Origin of the sequence: Hwangdonia seohaensis (assembly GCF_031932625.1) — a bacterium.
In the GTDB taxonomy this organism is placed as follows: domain Bacteria; phylum Bacteroidota; class Bacteroidia; order Flavobacteriales; family Flavobacteriaceae; genus Hwangdonia; species Hwangdonia seohaensis.
Genome location: NZ_JAVSCK010000002.1, coordinates 664128 through 680547, shown reverse-complemented (window position 1 = coordinate 680547; position 16420 = coordinate 664128). Strand labels below are relative to the sequence as shown.

The 16420-nt window shown below is 38.0% G+C and carries 13 protein-coding genes; 4 read left to right on the top strand and 9 right to left on the bottom strand.

What is annotated here, in order from left to right; all coding sequences use genetic code 11:
- Nucleotides 1–5: 5 nt before the first annotated feature.
- The 9 genes from xylA to RNZ47_RS08140 form a co-directional block, all read right to left on the bottom strand.
- Nucleotides 6–1310, bottom strand: a complete 1305-nt coding sequence (xylA, locus tag RNZ47_RS08180; RefSeq protein WP_311938703.1) for a xylose isomerase — start codon at nucleotides 1308–1310, stop codon at nucleotides 6–8.
- Nucleotide 1311: 1 nt separating this feature from the next.
- The gene (locus RNZ47_RS08175) at nucleotides 1312–2793 is read right to left on the bottom strand and encodes a xylulokinase (protein WP_311938701.1); all 1482 of its coding nucleotides are present in this window, start codon (nucleotides 2791–2793) and stop codon (nucleotides 1312–1314) included.
- 33 nt (nucleotides 2794–2826) lie between these two features.
- The gene (locus tag RNZ47_RS08170) at nucleotides 2827–5649 is read right to left on the bottom strand and encodes a TonB-dependent receptor (RefSeq protein WP_311938699.1); all 2823 of its coding nucleotides are present in this window, start codon (nucleotides 5647–5649) and stop codon (nucleotides 2827–2829) included.
- A 92-nt stretch (nucleotides 5650–5741) separates the two neighbouring features.
- Nucleotides 5742–6137, bottom strand: coding sequence for a transmembrane 220 family protein (locus RNZ47_RS08165; RefSeq protein ID WP_311938697.1), 396 nt, complete (start codon nucleotides 6135–6137; stop codon nucleotides 5742–5744).
- Nucleotides 6138–6152: 15 nt separating this feature from the next.
- Complete coding sequence (locus RNZ47_RS08160) at nucleotides 6153–7592, bottom strand: Gfo/Idh/MocA family protein (RefSeq protein WP_311938695.1); 1440 nt, start codon at nucleotides 7590–7592, stop codon at nucleotides 6153–6155.
- Between the two features lie 11 nt (nucleotides 7593–7603).
- Entirely contained in the window at nucleotides 7604–8527 is a 924-nt protein-coding gene (locus tag RNZ47_RS08155; RefSeq protein WP_311938694.1) for a hydroxypyruvate isomerase family protein, read from the bottom strand.
- Nucleotides 8528–8594: 67 nt separating this feature from the next.
- Nucleotides 8595–9923, bottom strand: coding sequence for a Gfo/Idh/MocA family protein (locus tag RNZ47_RS08150; RefSeq protein ID WP_311938693.1), 1329 nt, complete (start codon nucleotides 9921–9923; stop codon nucleotides 8595–8597).
- A gap of 12 nt (nucleotides 9924–9935) precedes the next feature.
- A complete protein-coding gene (locus tag RNZ47_RS08145) occupies nucleotides 9936–10898 on the bottom strand; it encodes a formylglycine-generating enzyme family protein (protein ID WP_311938692.1) in 963 nt (320 codons plus the stop codon).
- A gap of 2 nt (nucleotides 10899–10900) precedes the next feature.
- On the bottom strand, nucleotides 10901–11704 hold the full coding sequence (locus RNZ47_RS08140) for a 3-keto-disaccharide hydrolase (protein WP_311938691.1): 804 nt from the start codon (nucleotides 11702–11704) through the stop codon (nucleotides 10901–10903).
- A gap of 161 nt (nucleotides 11705–11865) precedes the next feature.
- Between RNZ47_RS08140 and RNZ47_RS08135 the strand changes: the two genes are divergently transcribed.
- The 4 genes from RNZ47_RS08135 (at nucleotide 11866) to RNZ47_RS08120 (ending at nucleotide 16338) form a co-directional block, all read left to right on the top strand.
- A complete protein-coding gene (locus RNZ47_RS08135; RefSeq protein WP_311938690.1) occupies nucleotides 11866–12897 on the top strand; it encodes an AraC family transcriptional regulator in 1032 nt (343 codons plus the stop codon).
- 129 nt (nucleotides 12898–13026) lie between these two features.
- On the top strand, nucleotides 13027–13992 hold the full coding sequence (locus tag RNZ47_RS08130; RefSeq protein WP_311938688.1) for a sugar phosphate isomerase/epimerase family protein: 966 nt from the start codon (nucleotides 13027–13029) through the stop codon (nucleotides 13990–13992).
- A gap of 22 nt (nucleotides 13993–14014) precedes the next feature.
- Nucleotides 14015–15184, top strand: a complete 1170-nt coding sequence (locus tag RNZ47_RS08125) for an MFS transporter (protein WP_311938686.1) — start codon at nucleotides 14015–14017, stop codon at nucleotides 15182–15184.
- Nucleotides 15185–15189: 5 nt separating this feature from the next.
- Complete coding sequence (locus RNZ47_RS08120) at nucleotides 15190–16338, top strand: Gfo/Idh/MocA family protein (protein ID WP_311938684.1); 1149 nt, start codon at nucleotides 15190–15192, stop codon at nucleotides 16336–16338.
- The last annotated feature ends 82 nt before the right edge of the window (nucleotides 16339–16420 follow it).

Genomic DNA, 16420 nt, shown 5'->3' with positions numbered 1-16420 from the left:
GGTTTTTATATATAGCTGTTTATAAGCTGTTCTAAAAGCTCTTGCTTACCGCTTTTCAATTCGGGTTCTCCACTGTTTGATGCTAATTGATACAGGTCTTTTAAACCTAGTTTACCGGCTTCGAAATCCTTACCATCTTTAGTGTTAAACGAATCGTATCGTTTTTGTTTCATTTCCAAATAATCGGAATCAGACAAGATTTTTTCAGCTGTTACAAGTGCTCTTGCAAAGGTATCCATACCACTTATGTGCGCTATAAATAAGTCTTCCATATCGGTAGAATTCCGCCTTGTTTTAGCATCGAAATTAATGCCACCGTGCTCGAAGCCTTTGTTTTGCAATATAATCATCATCGCCTCGGTGACTTCGTAGATATTGGTTGGAAATTCGTCGGTATCCCAACCATTTTGGTAATCCCCTTTATTGGCATCAATGCTTCCCAACATATCTGCATCGGCGGCAACTTGTAGTTCATGGGCAAAAGAATGACCCGCTAAGGTGGCGTGATTGACCTCTAAATTTAATTTAAAATCTTTTTCCAAACCATATTTATTTAGAAAGCCCAATACCGTTGCCGCATCAAAATCATATTGATGTTTGGTGGGTTCCATAGGTTTGGGCTCGATAAAAAAGGTACCTGTAAAACCTTGAGCTCTGGCGTAATCTCTCGATTTGGTTAAAAACATGGCTAAGTGTTCTACTTCCTTTTTCATGTTGGTATTATGTAACGACATATAACCCTCGCGTCCTCCCCAAAACACATAACCCGTGCCTCCAAGTGCTATGGTCGCATCAATGGCATTTTTTACTTGTACAGCGGCCTTAGTTAACACATTAAAATCTGGATTTGTTGCCGCACCATTCATGTATCGTGGGTTAGAAAACACATTGGCTGTGCCCCAAAGTAGTTTAATGCCGTATTCGGCTTGTTTGGCTTGGGCGTAAGGTAAAATGTTATGCAATCGTTTTTCAATTTCAAAAACACTGCCATCGCCCACTAAGTCGGTGTCGTGAAAACAATAATAGGGAATACTAAGTTTATCAATAAACTCGAAAGCCGCATCCATTTTGTGTTTTGCAGCGGTTAAGGGTTCTGGGTTAGCCCAAGGAAATGTTTTTGTTCCGGGGCCAAAAGGGTCGCCGCCTTCGCCACAGAAAGTATGCCAATACGACACAGCAAATTTTAAATGATCTTTCATGGATTTGCCATTAACCAATTGGTTTTCATTATACCATTTGAATGCTAGTGGGTCTTTCGAATCGCTTCCTTCGTATTTAATTTTATTGATTTTTGGAAAATAATTGCTCATGTTAGTATGTTTTTTTTAATTCTTTTTCCCAATTACGGTAGGCTTCTTTTATTTTAGATTGCATGGCTTTAATTGGTTGAATGGTTTCTAGTTTTTTAAACCGACTAATAGCTTCATCGTAAGATTTATAAACACCAGCGCCTAGGCCACTGCCTATAGCTGCTCCAATGGCACCATCGGTGTCGTATATTTCGATTTGGGCACCAGATAGAGTCGCTAAGGTTTCTTTAAAAATGCGACTTTGAAACATATTGTTATTTCCAGCTTTAATAACATCTAATTTCAATCCCATGGATTTCATAATATTGATGCCATACTGAAAAGAAAAAACAATACCTTCTTGTGCTGCACGCAATAAGTGCGCTTTGTTGTGGATGTTAAAATTAAGATGTTTCCATGTGCAGCCATTATTCGCATCTTCTAAAATGCGTTCGGCACCATTCCCAAAGGGAAATACCATCAAACCGTTTGATCCCACCTCAACAGTTTCAGCTAATGCATTCATTTCAGAATAACTCAAACCTCGTGTTATATTTTTCCGAATCCATGCATTTAAAATTCCTGTGCCATTAATACAGGCCAATACGCCATATCGAGGTTGCTCAACCTTATGATTTACATGCGCAAATACATTGACACGCGAACTTAAATCGGGTTTTATATCATCAACAACACCATAAATAACGCCTGAAGTACCCGCCGTTGCTGCAACTTCACCGGGTTTTAATACGTTTAAAGATAGCGCGTTGTTGGGTTGGTCGCCCGATTTATAAGACACGGGTATACCGTGTGGAAGGGCTAATTGATTTGCAATGTGATTAGTAATTGTACCATGCGAACTAAAGGTATCGTGGATTTCTGGAATTAAGCTTTCCATTAAATCATAATGACTTAAAAGCGTTTTGGAAATTTTATTGGCTTTAAAATCCCAAAACACACCTTCGGATAAACCGCTTACGGTACTTGTTATTTTATTGGTGAGTTTCATGGCAATAAAATCACCGGGTAGCATTATTTTATAAATACGCTCATACACATCAGGTTCATTATCTTTAACCCATTTTAGTTTTGATGCGGTAAAATTTCCGGGAGAATTTAAAAGGGTTTCCAAACAATAATCGCTTCCTAAATTATGAAAAGCTTCTTTTCCAATTTCCGAAGCGCGACTATCGCACCAAATAATTGAAGGTCTTAATACTTGTTTGTTTTTATCGACTAAAACAAGCCCGTGCATTTGATATGAAATACCAATGGCCGCAATAAGCGACTTGTCTATTTTAGCATTTATAATGAGTTTTGGCACGATTAGTTTAACGTAATTCCACCAAAGTTCGGGATCTTGCTCCGCCCACCCATGGCGATGCGCGATAATATCCATTTCGTTTTTTGGTTCGAAATTTTGAGCAATTATGGCGCCATCAGAAACTTGCAATAAGCTTGCTTTTATAGATGATGAACCAATATCCAATCCCAATAAATACATAGTTAAACGGGTATGTTCATTTTTCGGTTTATACTAAAAACTGTAATTTAATTTTAATAAAGCCCGTCTTCGCAACACGGGAAAAACCACAAAACTAGCATCTGGATTTGCGGCAATAAATTCAGGAGTCGCACCATTGGCATTGGCACCAAAACTATTGGCGCCAAAAAAATTAGCTAAGCCTTCTGAATTAAAAAGATTGGTTACCAAAATATCTGCTGATAGTTTTTTACTTATTTGATAGCCCACACCTGCATTAAATATACTATAGGCTGGAAGTTTAAATCCGTTTGAAACGTTGCCATAGCGTTTGCCCATAAACTGCCATTTTAAATAGGTTGAAATTCTATCTTTTTGATATTCGCCACTTAGGTTAAACATGAGTTTAGGATTAAAAGGAAGCGTATTTCCTGAAAAATCTAAAATGCTGTCATCGCTGGTATCAACCGAACCTGCAGCGTCATAAACTTTCCATTCGGTAGCCTTTGGGTTTTGAAGAATCCCGTTAAAACGGAATGTGAAATTCTGTACCGGAGAATACACGCTTTCCCACTCTAAACCTATTGTTCTAGAGGAGTTAAACTGAATAGGTGTGTAAAAAATACTATTGTTGCTTCCGTCAAATTCAAAGTTTGCGATGCCAATATTTTTAAGCTGACTCCAAAATAGTGTGCTTGTAAACGAAAAGTCTTTTAAGATATATTTTACACCAATTTCAGCTTGATTTATTTCTTGAACTTCTCCTTTTTTGTTGATGGGAACATTAGAGAAATTATTGAAATAATAGTTCAATTCCGGCGCTTTATGTCCTTGTGAAAATCTAGCGAATAAAGCGGCTTCATCATCAATTTTATAATTGATACCACCTGAAAAAGAAAGGTAGCTATAATTATAATTGAAGTTATCTTGTTCGCCTGTTGGCGCTAAAATACCATTATCGTAAGCGGTATTGTCGTTGCCATCTAAACCACCATTTTGTGTAAAAGGAGCAAAACGGTCTTTGCTGCCTTTATGTTTAATGGTCTCATAACGCAGACCTAAATCTAAATGCACATTGTTGGAAACTTTCCATCTGTCATTAATAAACGTTGCTACTTGACTTACTTTGGCTCTGGAGTTCACAAAAAACAAACCGCCATAATTACTAAGCCCGTTTGAATCTGATAATGCAATTACTGGGTCTCCAGGGTTTTCGAGCGTTACCTGTAGCATTCTCGGGTTGGGTTCGTAGGTTGCAAAGGCAAAACTTCCTTGTGTAAATAAGGAGGTGTCCGAAAAACCTAAGGCAAACCCACCTGTAATATCATGGTTTTCTAATGTTTTTTGCAAGGTAAATTGATTCATCAATTCGTCAGCTGTATTGTCTTTGTACCACGCCGAGGTTCCCATAAGGGCATCATTTGGTAATGTATTACTGGTTAAATATTGCGACCCAGTACCTGCAAAAATTCCACTATTGTCTATTCTTGCCAATTCATTGCCCGAGTTGGTATCGCGAAAAACAATTTGTCCAACAGGAAAAGGGTTTCCGTTACTTACCAAATAGTAAAGCGTTGGGTCGCTAAGCGAAACAAATGCATTACTAATGGAAGTTTGCCAATTGGCATCTTTCGCAGAAAATTTAATATTGTTTTTTAACAACCAATTATTACCTAAATTTTGAGAGATATCAAACCCAAAAGCCAAATCTTTGGCATGAACACCCTGTGATGGATCAAAACTATTCGACGCGCCTTGTGTCAGGTTTCGCCCATTTGGAATACGACCGTTAAAACTGGGCATTAACAGCGATGTTGAACCAAAATCCTGACCGAAAGCAGGCGTAGGGTTATCCCAATTTGTGGCCGCAACACCTGTGTATCGGTTGGTGTAATCATCCAAAATCTTTCCATAAAATTTTAAATACCCAAAGGCATTCCTTTTAATAACATTGAATTTAAACTGTCCGCCTTTACTGAAGGTAAAATCTGTGTTTCTTGCGCCATCATCATGCCTGTAATGTCCGCCAGCATTGATAAACCAATTATTGCCTAATGGCCCACCAATGCTCGCATCAAACTTATATAAGGCATTGCCTTCACCTTGAAAACCGTTGGAAAATTGGATGTCGCCACTAAACTTATTTCGAATACCTTGCGATATAAAATTATAAATACCTCCGGGAGCATTAAGCGCCGTTATGGATGAGCTTCCGCCTCGTATGGCTTCCACTTTTTGGGTGGTTAAATCTAAACGATGGAAAAGGTCTGGACTATAATACGAGTGTTGCACAAGGCTAATGGGTAGCCCATCTTCTTGGAGCGATACATAATACCAACCCGTATCATCTTCAGCGGAAGCTGAAATACCTCGTGTGTAAACTTTAGTGAATACTTCACCTGCCGAGGCATCGGTGAATGTGCCTGGGATATTTTGAAGCAAACTTGCGGTACCTTGAGGGTATTCCTGTTGTATAGCTTCAGAACTAAGTGTACTCATTGAGGTGCTGGATTCTAATTGTGTTCTCGGGTCGAAAATACCCGTAACCACTATGGTTTGAAGGTGTAGTAAATCTTCTTCCATAGTAAACGAAAGTGTTACATCATTTTGTGCAACTTTAATCGTATCCGTTATGGTTTTGTATCCCAAATGAGATATGGTAATGGTATAATTATTGGAGCTGATATTTAATATATTAAATACGCCATCCGCATTAGTTGTGGCCGTTTGATTTGATGGGCTTAATTGAATGTTTGCACCTTGTAATGGATTGCCATCAGTATCTTTTATAGCTCCATTAATGTTGGCTTGAGATGAAGCAGTGTTGCAAAAAATACCTGCTATTGTAATTAAAAAAAGTACTGTAATTTTGTTCATGTTTTATTTTAAAATAGGTTAAGTTTTTAAATTTTAATTATCGTATGATAAAAATTCGATTTTGAATCTTCTTCAAACAAATCAAGTTGATGTTATTTATTGTTGTTTTTTCTAATTCTTAATTGATAAAATATGCCAAAGGCAGCGATTAAAAGCCCAATAAATTCTCTTGTGCCTTCCAAATAAGGTTTATCGTAAACCATTTCGCCAAAAATTTCTTCTTTGTTTTCTGTATTTAAGTAGTCAATAAATAATGAAAAATGAAAAGCTGAGTAAATTAATAAAGCAACTAGTATTATAATTAATAATGGTTTTGGAATAGGTTTAAAGCTGTTATATAAACAGATGATTGCAACAATAAAATATATTGAAAACCATAAAAGGCTGTCGGGATCATTCAATTGTATAACGGCAAAAATGATAAAGAGAACACAGAGTATATAATTTATAATCTTCTTTTTTTTGCTTAATGGTCGAGTAGGATTCATTGGTTTATTAATGCGTTATAAAGTCCAGCCTTCTCGATAGGTTCTTTTTACAAATTGGTTGGCTTCATCAAAATTCGTTATTTTCATGGTTTCGCCATTCCACAATAATTTTTTTCTACCGGGATATTCAAACCTATTGCCTTTTTGTGTTCTTAAATTGTAACTTCTAATGGCTAGATTGCCCATTAAAACGCTTTCGGTTAATGGACCGGCGTAGTCGAAAGAGGAGGTAAGTGCTTTGTGCTTTTCCTTGCCATAGCCATCTTTACAGGCTTCAACCCAAGAGGCGTTATGTCCGCTTTCAGGAAGTGAGCTTTTTTCGGTGTCTTCAAATGTTAACAAATCTCCATTGTTTAAGTACACTTTTGGAGCAACGCCATAGGTTCCACAGGTCATAATCCCCTTGTCTCCAATCATAATAACACCATTGGCACTATCGTGGTCTCCTATAGGGTGATTGGCCGGAATTAAATCGGGGTGGAACGGTCTCAAGCCCCCATCAGACCATGTGAGTTTAATTTCTGAAGGATTTTTTGCCGAGGCTGGAAATGTTAACTGTGTTCGTGATGAAGGCGGACAAGATTCTGGTAAATATTCTGGCGACCAATCTCTTTTAAAAACTGCGCCAACGCTACTCTCAACTTCGGTTGGATATCCTAATCCTAAAACCCGAAAAGGAGGATCGATCAAATGGCAGCCCATATCGCCTAAGGCGCCCGTGCCAAAATTCCACCAACCGCGCCATTTAAACGGATGGTATAATGGGTGGTAATCGACCATTTTAGCTGGTCCAACCCAGGAATCCCAATCCAATCCATCTAACATTGCAGGTTTATCTGTTGGTGTATGTATACCTTGAGGCCAAACCGGTCTGTTGGTCCAAACATGGACTTTGTTTACAGTGCCAATTATGCCTTCATCAAACCATTTAACCATTTGCTTTACGCCATTGCCCGAAGCGCCTTGGTTGCCCATTTGTGTTACCACTTTATATTGGTTTGCTGCTTCGGTAAGCATTCTAGCCTCATAAATACTATGCGTTAATGGCTTTTGTACATACACGTGTTTGTTCGATTTTATGGCAGCCATGGCAATAACAGCATGGGTGTGGTCTGGTGTGGAAACTGTAACCGCATCGATGTTTTTTACATCGTCAAATAACTTACGATAATCGCGATATTTTAATGCTTTTGGGAATTTCTCCATCAATCTTTTTGACTGATTCCAATCTACATCGCAAATGGCTGCAATGTTTGATGCTCCATGGTTCCAAGCGTTTACGGCATCAGAATACCCTTTACCACCACCGCCAATAACGGCAATATTCAGTTTATCGCTTGGTGCAACAAACCCTTTGCCCATAACATGTCTTGGAATGATTGATATTCCCAACGATGTCAACGCGGTTTTCTTAATGAACGACCTTCTGTTATTTGCTTTGTGATTTTTTTTCATTTGTTAATAATTTAAAAATTATCTGAAGCTTTATAAGCTTCAATAACCGCTAATTCACCTTTTTTACCATGCGTTGAATTTCCGTGTTCCATTCCTAAAATGCCTTTAAATCCTTTTGAATGAATGTGTTTGAAAACATTTTTGTAATTTATTTCGCCTGTTGTTGGCTCGTTTCTGCCAGGGTTATCGCCGATTTGAAAATAAGCAATTTCGTCCCAACACGCATCAATATTTGGGATTAAATTACCTTCTTGGATTTGTTGATGATAAATATCGAACAGGATTTTGCAGGTAGGCGAATTTACAGCTTTACATATTTGATAAGCTTGAGGTGATTCCGTTAAGAATAGCCCCGGATGATCTCTAAAATTTAAAGGTTCTAACACCATCGTTAAATTATGAGGCTCTAAAATCGCCGACGCTTGTTTTAGGGTTTCAACAATATGAGCGGTTTGATAATCGATATTTTGACGTAAATCTACATGACCCGGAACCACCGTCATCCATTTGGCATTAACCCGTTTTGCCACTTCTACTGAAGCTTTAATCTCATTTAAAAACTCCTGTCGCTTTTCTGGGCTTCCGCTTGCGAGGTTGGGCTCTTTCCAATAAATTTTATGCGCCACAAAAACGCCCATCGTCATATTTCTGTCACTCATGGTTTTCGCCATTTTTCCTTGGGTTTCAACAGAACGATTTTTCATTCCGTTGTCCTCAAAAGCAGTAAAACCTTGATCTGCCATAAAATTCAACTGGTCTATGGGGTCATCTCCCGCATGATTTTTAAACATCCCCAAATGCGGTGCGTATTTTAAATTAAAATTATGACTGTTTTTTGGCGCATCTAAAATATTCATCGCATTAACTCCAGTTACACTAACACCAATTAAAGATGCCGTAGCTGTGCTTTTTTTTATGAAAGATCTTCGTTTCATCTGTTTATATTTATTATGTTTTAGAGACCATAGAATTTGATTTCTAAACGCCTATTTTGGGAACATGTTATGAGAAATTGGTTTTTCCGGGAATGGGAATCGGATAATTGCCAAATTCGTCTGGTGTAATGGGCGGCACAGTATCAAAGGTAAGGGTGTCTTCATCCGGAACCAAATTATGGTCAAGCGCCATAGCTTCATCCCAAGTTATTTCTTTGCCCGAATAGGTTGCCATTCTTCCTAAAATAGCGGTCATTGTGCTTTTTGCACCGTTTTCAGTATCGCTAATTACCTCACCATTTCGTATAGCTTTAAACAAGAGATTGTGTTCCTGTTGATAGGGATTGATATCATTTTCATTATCGTGCGTGTAGATGCTTGTTCCATCGTATTTCTTTAATTTTGCAGAGCCGCCTCCATCGGTGTAAGCGGTTCCTAAAGTGCCTTGAAAAGATTCATCAACTCGTGTTTTTGTTCCCGGTTGATGTCTGCACTGGCTGGAGATAATAATGCCATTTTCATATTCAAATTCTACCACGTGATGGTCAAAAATATGTCCATGATCTTTACCTTTGCGAACTTCCCTTCCTCCAGTTCCGCTTGCTTTTATTGGGTAGCCACCAATAAACCAATTGGCAACATCAATGTTATGAATGTGTTGTTCTAAAATATGATCGCCGCAAATCCAATTAAAATAGTACCAATTTCTCATTTGGTATTCCATTTCTGTTTGGCTCGCTTCACGAGGTCTTACCCAAACACCCGCGCCGTTCCAATAAACCTGTCCGGAAACAATTTGACCAATATCGCCATTTTGAATGCGATTATAGGTTTCCATATAACTTGCTTGGTAATGCCTTTGAAGGCCAACCACCACATTTAATTTTTTGGCTTTTGCAACTTTAGCGGCTTCCAAAACCTTTTTAATTCCCGCCACATCGGTAGCCAAAGGTTTTTCCATAAAAACATGTTTTCCTTGAGATACGGCATACTCAAAATGCTGAGGCCTAAACCCCGGAGGTGTGGTTAAAATAACAACATCGGCGGCATCAATGGCTTTTTTATAAGAACCAAAGCCTACAAATTTATGCGATGGTTTGACGTTAAGTTTCCCTGTTTGAAACATTTTTGTTAAGTTGGAATAAGCGTTTTCCAACCGATCCTCAAAAGCATCGGCCATAGCTACCAGTTCTACATTTTCGTCTGCCCTTAACGCTTGACTTACCGCACCGGTACCACGACCACCACAACCAACAACAGCTAATTTTAACTTTTTAGTTTTATTGAATATTGGGCTAGCTGTGAGTAGAGAAGGGGTTAGTAAAATACCTCCCGCAGCTAAGGATGTCCCTTTTACAAAGTTGCGTCGTGTTACATTGCTCTTTTTTTGTTCCATGGTGTTTGTTTTTTAATTTAATCCGTAATCTTCAATGGCGGTTAGCCAATAGGTTTTTATGTCTTCTTTTGAGGGTTGGATTTTTGGGCGCACCACACGAAATCCCACAAAAGGCGCGTTGGTGTGCCACCAATTACTTTTTGGAATTTGCGGGTCTCTTCTTTTCCATTTTTGTTTAGATTGACCTCTTGCAGTACAACACAATTTATCTTTGGTGTCTTTCCAGGAACCTCCGCGAACTACCCTAGGATATAATTCTGATGGGGTATTCCAAGGATTTATTTTTGGAGACGTGCTGTAATAATTGGCATCATATTGGTCCATAACCCATTCTGAGACGTTGCCCAATAAGTCGTATATTCCTAGGCTGTTGGCTGTTTTCAATCCAACTTTTTCATATTTATCATTGGTGTTTTCATCAAACCATGCTACGCTTTCAAGGTCTAGATTCTCATCGGTTTTTCCTTTTTTACATACATATTCCCATTCTGCTTCGGTTGGCAATCTATAAAACACACCGGTTTTTGAGGTTAACCATTTACAATACATAAGGGCTGCATATTGGGTCATGTTTACGGCCGGATGGGTTGCTTTTCCCATATTAAAACTCATATCAACATAGGGTGGTGTTGCTCCGGAAACGGCATCAATTCCCAAATCGTTCAGTTTTTCCTTGGTTTTAAATTGTTCGGGTCCAAATTCACCAAATACAAAGGCGTCATATTGTTCCCAAGTAATTTCGTATTTGCCCATCCAGAAATCGTCAACTTCTACTTGATGACTAGGTTTTTCATCTGCTTTACGCGTTGTGTCATTTGTTCCCATTATAAATGTGCCTCCTTTTACGGCTACCATTTCAATGGTTATTTGGTCGTCTTTTAAATCTTGGGAATAATCTTCAAACTCTTGAGCGTTCATAGTTCCCATTTGAATGATGCCCAAAAAAATAAACACTAAATTTAGGTTGCTTTTCATCTTTATAACTCTAGTATTTCTATGTTTTTAAACTCAACCGGATGGCTTTCGCTTTGTAATGAAATATATCCTTTCTTTAAGGGTGTTCCCGCTTTACTTTTCCAATAAGCTTCATTGTAATCTACTGAGCCACCAATTTGGGGTTTTGAATATGTGAGCACATTTTCACCATTAATAAAATGCTTAATGATGGAATCGTTTCTAACCTCAATTTCAAGATTTACCCATTGATCGCCATTGAATGTTTTTGATGAGGAATTGACGCAATGCGGAGTAAACAATTCGCCATTCATCTCAACATGGGTTCCCGGGGTACATAAATTTCCGGTTGGGCGCTCTCCAGTTCCTAAGCCGCCTAAAAGCTGCACTTCAATAGACACCGGAAAATTTTGGTTTAAGCCTATGTTTTTAGGGTCTTCGCAATGAATCATAACACCGCTATTTCGTTTTGCCCATCCTGCGCCGTCTTTTATTTGTTCGCCAATAAATCGGTATTGCATCCTAAATTTATAATCTGAAAATTCTTTGTTGTAAAAAATATGTCCGTAAGAATTGTTAAAAATGCCGTTGTATTCATCATAATTAACTTTCAGTACGCCATTATCTACAATAAAAGTGTTCTTGTAATTTTCGCCTAAAGGCTGTCCCTTAATTTTAATGGTCCAATCGTTTAAATCTTTTCCGTTAAATAATTTAACCCAATTGTTTTTTTGAGGTGTTTTTGTAGATTGGTCTTTATTGCTTTTACAAGTAAATAAAAGAGCCGTAGCAATGAATACGACTGTAACTATATGGTTTTTTATCATCTGTGATGTGGTTTTATGCCCTGTGTTTTGTTATGGTGTTTCATTAAAAAGGTTAGCGTATTAATAGTTATAAATGATTGAAAAGAATAAAATAACAATTAAATTCTTAAATACTTCGAAAATTAATTAATTTGCGCTATAACAATGTTCAAATTATTTCAGTGAAAATAAACATACAAAAAATACAGCCCTACGAGGCCAATGGAATTGTGTATCATGCCGATACCTGTTTGCCGTTGGTTGATGCCTATAACCGAAAAAAACTAAAATTTAAGGCATTGGCAAGACATACTTATCCGGGAGACCGATTGGATAAAAACACTTTAGGTTTAAACAGTATTGGGTATTGGGATGCCAACGAGCCACAGGATTGGGGCTTGGATTGGCACCGAAATGAAGGTATAGAATTTCATTTTTTGGAATCGGGGACAATGCCGTATTCTCAAGAAAATAAGGAAATGGTTTTACAACCCAATTACTTAACCATTACCAGGCCATGGGAAGCCCATAAAGTAGGAAACCCACATATTGGCATGGGAAAATTTTATTGGGTTATTATCGATTTGGGTGTGCGCAGACCGCATCAAGAGTGGGTTTGGCCCGATTGGATTACACTAACGCCGGAAGATTTAACGAGACTTACAACCATTTTAAGGCAAAATGAAAAATCTATTTTAAAGACCGATAATAATATAAGGGATTGTTTTTTGCAGATTGGTAAAGCGATTGATGCCGACGTTGACGGAAGTAGCGCTTCAAGAATAAGACTGCTTCTTAATTACTTGTTGATTTTGATACTCGATTTGTTGAATACAGACGATATTGTGTTGAACGAATCCTTAACTGACAGCTCAAGAAGCGTTAAGTTTTTTCTTAAAGAACTTGAAAACAATTTAACCGAAAACTGGACTATAGAATTAATGTCGCAGTCGGCAGGCGTTGGCTTAACACGATTTACACATCATTTTAAACGATTGACAAATTTAACGCCAATGCGCTACCTAACCATGAAGCGCCTTGAAATGTCGAAAAAAATACTTTTAGACAAAAGGGATTTAACCATTGCCGAAGTAGCTTACATGTGTGGTTTCGCAACAAGCCAATATTTTGCAACGGTATTTAAAAAACACGAGAAATGTTCGCCAAACGCTTATAGGTTAAAGCATTCAGTTGAGCATTTTCAGTTTAATTAAGCCAAATAAAAAATATATTCTAGTTGTTTAAATTCTTTCACTGAATAAAAATACACATGCTTTTAAGTTCTTATATTTATATTCACGTGGTTAACTAAATTTTACCGTTTAATTAAATAATTACTAAACATGAAATTAAAACAGTCACTTTATAATACTACTGGGGTACTTATTATATTGTCCTTATTGGTTTTTTCTGCTTGTAAAAAAACCAAAGAAAACACAACCGCCGCTATAACCCAAAAAGATGAACAGCCTATGTTTTTTAAAATCTCGTTAGCACAATGGTCTTTGCATAAAAAGATAGGAAGTGGAAAAATGAGTCCGTTCGATTTTGCTAAAGAAGCCAATGCTTTAGGTTTTGAAGCTATTGAATATGTTAGCGGACTTTATAACAAGGAAGTAAAGGAATTGGGTATAGATGCTGTTGTTGAAAGATTAAAAGCCGAAAGTGAAAAACATGGGGTAAAGAACCTTCTAATTATGGTTGATGGCGAAGGTAATTTGGCAAGCCATGATGAAGACGAATTAAATACGGCTGTAGAAAACCACAAAAAATGGGTGGATGCCGCAAAAGCTTTAGGTTGTCATTCTATAAGGGTGAATGCCCATGGTAAAGGTACTTATGATGAGGTTTTGGAACAGGCCGTAACAGGTTTAACCAAATTATCCGAATACGCTAAAACCAAAGGCATTAATGTTTTGGTAGAAAACCACGGAGGTTTTACATCAAATGGAAAATGGTTGGCAACAGTTATGGAAAAAGTAAACATACCCAATTGTGGCACGTTGCCAGATTTTGGTAATTTTTGTATCAAACGAAAAAGCGATGGGTGTGCAGATGAGTACGACAAATATAAAGGTGTTGAAGAATTGATGCCCTATGCAAAAGCTGTAAGTGCGAAGTCCTATGATTTTGACGACCAAGGGAATGACATAACAATAGATTACACTAAAATGTTGCAAATTGTAAAGGCTGCTGGCTATACGGGGTATATTGGTGTAGAGTACGAAGGCAGTAAGCTGAGTGAGAGAGACGGCATTTTGGCTACTAAAAAATTGCTATTGCGAGTTGGAAAGGAGCTTTCTAATTAAAAACTAACCAAACTATATAATAATGGAGAATATTAATAAAAACAAGCTTTTTTTAGCAAGCTGTTTGGCGTTAATTACAACAGCCATGACCTTTGCCATTAGAGCAAAACTGGAAACTGTTTTTGGTCCAGATGGTATCGGGTTAACTTTAGAACAACTTGGGTATGCTTTTGCGCCAGCCTTTTTTGGGTTTACTATTGCCATGATTGTTGGCGGGCCTTTAGTTGATTTGTTGGGAATAAAAAAAATCACTTGGATTGCGTTTTTTACCCATATTATTGGCATTATTTTAACGTTAATGGCAGATTCCATGACCTCGCTTTTTATTGCAACACTATTTGTGGGCATAGGAAATGGGATGGTAGAAGCTGCATTAAATCCGTTAGTGGCATCCATGTACCCAGAAAGCAAAACCAAAATGCTTAATAGGTTTCATGTGTGGTTTCCGGGTGGAATTGTAATTGGTTCCATATTAGGATGGCTTATTATGGATGTAATGGGGTTAAGTTGGCAGGTTATGGTGGCTACTTTATTTATCCCGTTAATTATTTATGGCATACTGTTTTTTGGACAAAAATTCCCGGTAACAGAGCGTGTTCAGTTAGGAATTAGCAACAAGAAAATGTTTAAAAGCGTATTAAATCCATTGTTCTTATTTATGGTATTTTGTATGTTTCTTACCGCTGCTTCAGAACTGGGAACCACACAGCGCATCGAATCCTTGTTAAAAGAATCTGTTTCGGCGCCTTTGTTGGTGTTGGCTTTTATAAACGGTATTATGGCTTTGGGCCGATTATCAGCAGGTCAGGTAGTCCATAAATTAAGACCATCAGGTATGCTGTTGTATTCGGCTATCATTACTTTTATAGGTCTTTGGTTGCTCACCATTACAAGTGGCGGCATGACCTTTGTGGCGGCAGCAATTTTTGCTATTGGCGTTACTTTTTTCTGGCCAACAATGCTTGGTTTTGTAGCTGAATATTTACCGGAAACCGGAGCGTTGGGACTTTCAATTATGGGCGGAGCAGGAATGTTTTCGGTGTCCATTGTATTGCCCGTTATGGGTAAATTAATGGACGATGCTAATGCTGCCGAGGCATTGCGAACCATGTCTATACTGCCCGCTATTTTAATTGTGGCGTTTTTAGGATTGAATATTTATATGAAAAAACGAAGAACCGTAGAAGCTTAAAATATATGATGGGTAGAAAATTAAGAATGGGAATGATTGGTGGTGGTATCGGATCATTCATCGGTGATGTCCATAGAAAAGCTTCCGCAATCGACGGCATGATTGATTTAGTCTGTGGGGCCTTTAGTAGCAATGCTGAAAAATCAATAGCTTCTGGGAAAGCGCTTTATCTCTCAGAGGAAAGATGCTATGGCAGTTATGAAGAAATGATTTTAAAGGAAAAACAGCTTCCAGAGGATGTTCGAATGGATTTCGTGGCTATAGTTACACCGAATCACATGCATTTTCCACCGGCTAAAATGGCACTTGAACATGGGTTTCACGTGGTTTGCGACAAGCCCTTAACATTGACTTTGGAAGAGGCTGAGGCACTTCAAAAAGTAGTTGAAAGCAGCGGAAAATTACTTGCATTAACCCACAATTACACGGGCAACCCCATGGTTAAACAAGCCAGAGCCATGGTGGCCAATGGCGATTTAGGCGAGATTAGAAAAGTACAGGTTCAATATCTACAAGGTTGGTTATCAACTGCCGTAGAAAGTACAGATAATAAACAAGCCGCTTGGAGAGTAGATCCTAAAAAATCAGGAATTGGTGGTGCATTAGGTGATATTGGGACCCATGCTGAAAATTTATTGGAATATATAACAGGTTTAAAAATAGCTGAATTGGCTGCAGATTTAGGAAGATTTGGTAAAGGAAGGGTTCTTGATGACGATGGCAATTTATTATTGAGAATGGAAAACGGTGCCAAAGGAACCATGTCTATTTCGCAAATAGCACTGGGTGAAGAAAATAATTTGGCCATTAAAGTTTATGGCGAAAAAGGGAGCTTTGAGTGGTATCAAGAAAACCCAAACGAATTAATAACGCGTTGGATAGACCAGCCTAAAAAAGTGTATACACCCAATGGCAACGGATTGTACCAAGAGGCCCTAAACGTATCCAGAATTCCGGCAGGCCATCCCGAAGGGTATTTGGAAGCATTTGCTACCATTTACAGAAATTTCGCTTTACACATAAAAGCAGTTAATAACGGCGATATTATTAAAAATCCAGATTACCCAACGGTTGAAGACGGCATTCGAGGCATGAAATTTATTTACGCGGCCGTAGAGAGCGACAAGAACAACACCATTTGGGTGAAAGTATAAAAACCACGCTTTGGCTTATAGTCAAGGTTTTCATTAAAATAAACTATTGTAAATCCGATAGTTACCTGGAAGGAAATTGGTT

Bases quoted from the DNA above. Each gene is read 5' to 3' on its own strand.
- xylA (WP_311938703.1), bottom strand. From the start codon at position 1,310: ATGAGCAATTATTTTCCAAAAATCAATAAAATTAAATACGAAGGAAGC.
- RNZ47_RS08175 (WP_311938701.1), bottom strand. From the start codon at position 2,793: ATGTATTTATTGGGATTGGATATTGGTTCATCATCTATAAAAGCAAGC.
- RNZ47_RS08170 (WP_311938699.1), bottom strand. From the start codon at position 5,649: ATGAACAAAATTACAGTACTTTTTTTAATTACAATAGCAGGTATTTTT.
- RNZ47_RS08165 (WP_311938697.1), bottom strand. From the start codon at position 6,137: ATGAATCCTACTCGACCATTAAGCAAAAAAAAGAAGATTATAAATTAT.
- RNZ47_RS08160 (WP_311938695.1), bottom strand. From the start codon at position 7,592: ATGAAAAAAAATCACAAAGCAAATAACAGAAGGTCGTTCATTAAGAAA.
- RNZ47_RS08155 (WP_311938694.1), bottom strand. From the start codon at position 8,527: ATGAAACGAAGATCTTTCATAAAAAAAAGCACAGCTACGGCATCTTTA.
- RNZ47_RS08150 (WP_311938693.1), bottom strand. From the start codon at position 9,923: ATGGAACAAAAAAAGAGCAATGTAACACGACGCAACTTTGTAAAAGGG.
- RNZ47_RS08145 (WP_311938692.1), bottom strand. From the start codon at position 10,898: ATGAAAAGCAACCTAAATTTAGTGTTTATTTTTTTGGGCATCATTCAA.
- RNZ47_RS08140 (WP_311938691.1), bottom strand. From the start codon at position 11,704: ATGATAAAAAACCATATAGTTACAGTCGTATTCATTGCTACGGCTCTT.
- RNZ47_RS08130 (WP_311938688.1), top strand. From the start codon at position 13,027: ATGAAATTAAAACAGTCACTTTATAATACTACTGGGGTACTTATTATA.
- RNZ47_RS08125 (WP_311938686.1), top strand. From the start codon at position 14,015: ATGGAGAATATTAATAAAAACAAGCTTTTTTTAGCAAGCTGTTTGGCG.
- RNZ47_RS08120 (WP_311938684.1), top strand. From the start codon at position 15,190: ATGATGGGTAGAAAATTAAGAATGGGAATGATTGGTGGTGGTATCGGA.